This is a genomic window from Streptomyces sp. PA03-1a (assembly GCF_033792805.1).
Classification (GTDB): Bacteria; Actinomycetota; Actinomycetes; order Streptomycetales; family Streptomycetaceae; genus Actinacidiphila.
Map to the genome: position 1 here is coordinate 1 of NZ_JARAVO010000451.1, position 2327 is coordinate 2327.

Consider the following 2327-nt stretch of genomic DNA (forward strand, 5'->3'; position numbering starts at 1 on the left):
AGCCGGGCGACAGCGAGAAGGAGGCACCGCCATGGACACCACCCACGGACCGGTCGTGGTCGGCACGGACGGCTCGCCCCGCGCCACCGCTGCGGTGATGTGGGCCGCCGGTGAGGCCGTGCTGCGCGATCGCCCGCTGCACATCCTGCACGCGGCCGGCATCGAGACCCGTTCCGGCAGGAACCTGTCCCCCGAGACCGCACAGCTGGTCCTCGACGGCGGCCGCGCCCTGCTGGACGAAGCGGCGGCTTCGGCCACCGGCCGCTATCCCGACCTGGCGGTCTCCACCTCACTCGGCAAGGGCAAGCCCGCCGAAAGCCTGCTGGCCCAATCCCTGGCGGAGGGTCTGACCGTCGTCGGCTGCCGTGGACGCGGTGGCTTCCACGCACTGCTGCTGGGCTCGGTCGGGCTGCGGGTGGCGACCCAGGCTCGCGGGCCCGTGGTCGTCGTGCGGGGCAGCGAGCAGCCGTCCACCGGTGTCGTCCTGGTCGGGATCCGGGACGAGACCGATCTGGCCACCGTGCGCTTCGCCGCCGACGAGGCCCGGCTACGGAAGGCCACCCTGCGCCTGCTGACCGCATGGAGCCTGCTCGGGGCCGTGGGCGAGATGGTGCCGGGGCTGGACGACGCCACGTCGGTCGGTGACCGGGAGGCAGCGGCGGAGCAGCATGTCGCCGACACGATCCGCGAGGAGTATCCGGACCTCACCGTGACCGTGGACCTGGCCAAGGCCTCCTCCGCGAGCGGTGCCCTGGTGGATGCCTCGGCCCATGCCGATCTGCTCGTCGCTGGTGCCCGACGGCATCAGCGCTCCAGCGGCCGGCTGGCCCATGTGACCCACGCCGTGCTGCACCACGCACACTGTCCCGTGGCCGTCTTCCACCACCCTTGACCCCGGATCCCCTGGGCAGGCGGGCCGCGAAGGTCTCTCCGCGCGCTACACGGTGCGTATGAGGCTGCCCGTGATGTGGGTGGGGACGATGCGTATCCACAGATCGTCCTCACCCCCGGACCACGGGCCGGGGTGGGCCTCCAGGACGCGAGCATCCTCAGGATCGACGACGTGCTCGGCGACCCCGAGGACGAGCACGCTCCATCCCGCGCTGAGGCAGGCGTCGAGCTGATCGACCTCGAAGGCGACCTCGCTGCCCTGGGCGAGGGACGGGGGTGCGCCCGCGGCCGTGCGGTAGACGATCGCCCCGTCGACGACCGCGTAGTTCACCGGGACGACCGCGGGGTGGCCGCCGCCGGTGGTGAGCGCGATCCTGCCGACGTCATGGCCGGACAGCCGGGTCCAGCACTCCTGCGACAGCAGTTCCTCCATCACCGGCGGGCCCGCGGCCTCCGTCTCCCCGGGGACGTGCTCGGCGTCGCCCCCCAAGAGGTGGCTGGCGGTGGTCCGCAGCGCCCCCGCGAGCCGGAGCAGGGCGTTGGTCCCGATGGTGTGATGGCACTGCTCCTCCACGTACCGCACGTAGCTCGGCGTCATACCGGCCTTGGCGGCCACTTCCTCGCGGCTGAGCCCCAGTTGTTCCCGCCGCTGCGCGACGCGACGGCTGACGTCCCCCGGATGGGCTCTCGACCTCTCGGACGGGCCGTCGCGCAATGACTGCCTGGGCACGTCGACCACCTCCCGCTCTCGGGCTCGGACGCTTCGGTTCGTTACCAGCAAGCACACCACCGCGGGCGCCGCCCCGCCAGACCCGCCCGGCCCATCCCCTCGAACGGGTGACCGAGTTATCCACAACCGGTCGGTACTCCACAGGCCGCCGAGGGGCCGCGCCGCGATGCGTCATGGTGGTCCTGCCAGGCCGGATGCGCCGGTGGACGAGGGCCCTATGACGGGGGTGGTCGAGATGGTGGACAGCGGTGGCTGCGCGCTGTGGACGGACGGCGGCGAGGTGCCGGAGCCGCCGGCGGGGGCGGGGGCGGGCGCGCCCGCCACGTGCGCGGTTCCGGTGTTCGCACCGATCAGGGCGGGTGGCGGGCGGCACCGGTTGCGGCGCGCGCTGCGCCGCCGGCGGCGGATGATGGCCGCGGGCCTGGCGATGACCGCGGCCGCGCTGGCCGCCGCGGCGCCCCGCACGGATCCGCAGCACGGCCGGGCCGGGCGGGAGGTCCCCCCTCCGGCGCCCGCCGCGGCGGCGCGGGACATGGTGCGGGCGCCGGTACGCATCGCGGACGTTGCGGCGGCCGGGCTGGTGCGGCCCGGTGACCGGGTGGACATCCTCGCGGCGGCACGCGTGGTGGCCCGCGGGGCGCCCGTGGTGGCCGTGCCCTCCCCCGCCGACGGCGTCCCGGGTGGCGGGGCGACGAGCGTGGACGGG

The 2327-nt window shown here is 74.7% G+C and carries 3 protein-coding genes; 2 read left to right on the forward strand and 1 reads right to left on the reverse strand.

The genetic code is table 11. The features are described 5' to 3' along the window. Nucleotides 1–31: 31 nt before the first annotated feature. Nucleotides 32–892 (forward strand): universal stress protein, encoded by an 861-nt coding sequence (locus PV341_RS44765; protein WP_500360991.1) that lies wholly within the window; start codon nucleotides 32–34, stop codon nucleotides 890–892. A 45-nt stretch (nucleotides 893–937) separates the two neighbouring features. Here the strand turns inward: PV341_RS44765 and PV341_RS44770 are convergent, their stop codons facing one another. Further along, a complete protein-coding gene (locus PV341_RS44770) occupies nucleotides 938–1621 on the reverse strand; it encodes a helix-turn-helix domain-containing protein (RefSeq protein ID WP_500328915.1) in 684 nt (227 codons plus the stop codon). Between the two features lie 217 nt (nucleotides 1622–1838). On the opposite strand from PV341_RS44770, the gene PV341_RS44775 reads away from it, so the two are divergent. Continuing rightward, nucleotides 1839–2327, forward strand: a 489-nt coding sequence (locus tag PV341_RS44775) for a hypothetical protein (RefSeq protein ID WP_500360993.1), incomplete at its 3' end; no start/stop codon positions are given.

Coding starts and splice junctions, on each gene's coding strand:
- PV341_RS44765 (WP_500360991.1), top strand. CDS start 32: ATGGACACCACCCACGGACCGGTCGTGGTCGGCACGGACGGCTCGCCC.